The following is a 2,963-nucleotide window of genomic DNA, read 5'->3' as shown; positions in this document are numbered from 1 at the left end:
GCATAGAGCTCGTTATAGGTGACCTTGCGATCGTCATAGGGATTGTCGCCTTCCCAGATGATGGCGGTCTGGTCGCCGCGCTTCTTCAGGTGCCGGTCGATGCAATTCCACGACACGTTGGTCTCGCCGTCCTCGAACCATTTGATCGACACCTTGCCGTCGAAGGAGGTGTTCTTGACCTTGCTGAAGGGCTTGAACCAGTCGATGCGCTTGCCGTGCTTGGCCCAGAACTTGTCCGGTGACTTCACGCTGTCAGCATACCATTTGAGATAGGTGTCGTTATCGATCAGCGCGTTCTTCTTCCACGCCGGCTGCACCCGATGGACATGAACCTCGGACATTTTCAGTTTCCTCCCCAAACCAAGCCGCCGGGTGGCGGTGTCGCGGCGAAGCGGCCGCGAATTCGGGCGCATTATTAACAGTTCCGCGGTGACGACAACATTAGACGTTGGATTCGCGCGGCGGGATGACGCAGGGGCACTGCCGCACGCTGTCAGCACTCACGGCCTATCGCTGCTAACTGCATGTTTTGGCGAAGGAAAAGGCCGACACGATCAGAAAAAATCAATAGACAGTTAAGCAACTGAGCGCAGAATCACACATGGGAGGAAAGGAGATCGACGCAGGGGGCTGCAATGCATGACCATACCGAAATGGACCTGATGCTCAGGGGATATGGCCTGACCACGGCCAAGATTCTCTACCATTTTCCCGACCATCCGCATCTCTTGCAGAGCTACATCTGGCAGGACTACGACATCGCGCCGAAGTTCCCGGTGCTGATCCGCTTCATCGAGTTCTGGAAGGCCAAGCTCGACGGGCCGCTGCATTCGGTGACCTACACGCACCAGACGCTGGTCGCGCCGAACGAGTGGCGCAAGGTGGATGGAGAGTTTCTGGTGCATTAGTCTCTCGGTGCCGTTCCGACCGACGGCTCGCATGCCTTGGCGATTGGGGAAAACCCAGATCGATTCGTCATGGTCGACGCGGTGCCGCCGGCGGGGTCCTTGTAGTCGCAGTGTGGCAGCCGCGTTCGGGTAAACCGTCTGGGAGTCGATATGCGGATCGGGTGGACGATCTTGATCTGGCTTGCGCTTGGCGGCGTCGGCGCCGCGGCAGAGGCGCGGTGCCCGAAGGGGGAAGCGCCGATCCAACCGGAGGATATCGAAGCCGCGCCGGACTGCATCCAAGCACACAAGCTGCACGATGCCTGCGCCTGGGGGTCGAGTGGCGATGCCACTATGACGGAGATCGTCATGAGCAAGTGCGAGGCCGGTTTCTTCGACCATATGACGGCCGCGCAGAAGCGCCGCTATGAGGCTCGTGGCCGAGCATGCGGCGAGCGCTATCCGGTCACGCCGCTTGGCGGGTCAATTCAAATATACCTGTCCGCCATGTGCCACGAGGACCTCGCGGTGACCTATTTCAAGGCGGCCAAAGGCGGGCGTATCGCGGGAACGCCACCGTGGAAGGTTCCCGACATAGCTGAGTAGATCGAGGTTTGCTTCCAGGAGCCGCAAGCTCTTCGGCGAAAGGTCGGGGGCAAATTTTTGCCCCGCTGAACGGCGGCGATGCCGCCGCCCGGCGGGTAAACTGGTGTCAGACGGCCGGCGGGTTCAACCGGGCAAAGCCCTCTTGCCGCCGATAGGGGAAGTACGGGTAAGGCGCGGTGACTTCGCTTGCCGCGTCCAGTGTCCTGATCTGCTCCGGCGTCAGCGTCCAACCGACGCCGCCAAGGTTCTGGCGCAACTGCTCTTCGTTGCGGGCGCCGATGATGACGGAGGCGACGGTCGGGCGCTGCAGGAGCCAGTTGATGGCGACCTGCGGCACCGTCTTGCCGGTTTCCTCAGCAACGGCGTCTAGTGCCTCGACAACATTGAACAGGTGTTCGTCATCGACCGGCGGCCCAAAGCTTGCCGTGTCGTGCAGCCGGCTCCTTTCCGGCAGAGGCCGGCCGCGGCGGATCTTGCCGGTCAGCCGGCCCCAGCCGAGCGGGCTCCACACCAGCGCGCCGACGCCCTGGTCGAGGCCGAGCGGCATCAGCTCCCATTCATAGTCGCGGCCGAGCAGCGAATAGTAGACCTGATGCGCGGCGTAGCGCGGGTAGCCGTGCTTCTCCGCCAGGCCGAGCGACTTCATCACCTGCCAACCGGAGAAATTGGAGACGCCGACATAGCGCAGCTTGCCGGCGCGCACGAGGTGGTCCAGCGTCGACAGTACCTCTTCGACCGGTGTGCCGGCATCGAAGGCGTGCAGTTGCAAGAGGTCGATGTAGTCGGTGCCGAGACGCCTGAGCGCGTCCTCCACCGCCTTGATCAGACGCGAGCGCGAGGAGCCGTAATCGGCTGGCCCGTCGCCCATTGGCAGCGATGTCTTGGTCGAGATCAGCACGGCGTCGCGGCGGCCCTTGATCGCCGCGCCCAGCACCACTTCCGAAGCGCCGTTCGAATAGACATCGGCGGTGTCGAAGAGGTTGACGCCGGCCTCGAGGCAGATGTCGAGCAGCCGGCGCGCCTCTTGCGCGTCGCTGTTGCCCCAGGCGCCGAACAGCGGGCCGGAACCGCCGAAGGTGCCGGCCCCGAACGAGAGCGCCGGGACCTTGAGGCCCGATGCGCCAAGACGTCGATAATCCATCTTTTGCTCCTGCTTGGATTGAGAGGGTGGTTGAGCTTTTGCCGGGCAGACTACGTGCGGACGGACGCCGGCTCGCCGAGCGCCTGGGCGCGATCGAGGCGCAGCGCCAGCGCGGCGACGCAGAGCGCCGAAAGCGGCAGCAGGGCCGCGACCCAGGTGACGGCGCCAAGGCCGGGGCCATGCGCGATAACCACGCCGCCCAGCCAGGCGCCGGCGGCGTTGCCGAGGTTGAAGGCGGCGATGTTGAAGGAGGAGGCGAGGCTCTGCCCGGCGCCTTCGGCCTTTTCCAGCACCCACATCTGCAGCGGCGCCACGGTGGCGAAGGCAGC

General features: G+C 63.7%; 4 protein-coding genes and 1 pseudogene. 2 read left to right on the top strand and 3 right to left on the bottom strand.

The features are described 5' to 3' along the window. A partial coding sequence (locus EN742_RS30195) for an acetyl-coenzyme A synthetase N-terminal domain-containing protein (protein WP_281035020.1) occupies nt 1–341 on the bottom strand: 341 nt, incomplete at its 3' end. Between the two features lie 294 nt (nt 342–635). Between EN742_RS30195 and EN742_RS30190 the strand changes: the two genes are divergently transcribed. Together EN742_RS30190 and EN742_RS30185 are read left to right on the top strand one after the other, a co-directional pair. Beyond that, the gene (locus EN742_RS30190) at nt 636–908 is read left to right on the top strand and encodes an aspartate-semialdehyde dehydrogenase (protein ID WP_126057588.1); all 273 of its coding nucleotides are present in this window, start codon (nt 636–638) and stop codon (nt 906–908) included. Between the two features lie 171 nt (nt 909–1,079). Then, nucleotides 1,080–1,493, top strand: coding sequence for a hypothetical protein (locus EN742_RS30185; protein WP_126057589.1), 414 nt, complete (start codon nt 1,080–1,082; stop codon nt 1,491–1,493). Between the two features lie 106 nt (nt 1,494–1,599). Here the strand turns inward: EN742_RS30185 and EN742_RS30180 are convergent, their stop codons facing one another. Together EN742_RS30180 and EN742_RS30175 are read right to left on the bottom strand one after the other, a co-directional pair. Next, a complete protein-coding gene (locus EN742_RS30180; protein ID WP_126057590.1) occupies nt 1,600–2,634 on the bottom strand; it encodes an aldo/keto reductase in 1,035 nt (344 codons plus the stop codon). Nucleotides 2,635–2,684: 50 nt separating this feature from the next. Then, a pseudogene (locus tag EN742_RS30175) lies at nt 2,685–2,963 on the bottom strand (MFS transporter); the annotation flags it as partial.

Source organism: Mesorhizobium sp. M4A.F.Ca.ET.020.02.1.1 (assembly GCF_004022645.1).
Classification (GTDB): domain Bacteria; phylum Pseudomonadota; class Alphaproteobacteria; order Rhizobiales; family Rhizobiaceae; genus Mesorhizobium.
Note: the sequence above shows the minus strand (reverse complement) of the source record. Positions and strands in the feature narration are given on the sequence as shown.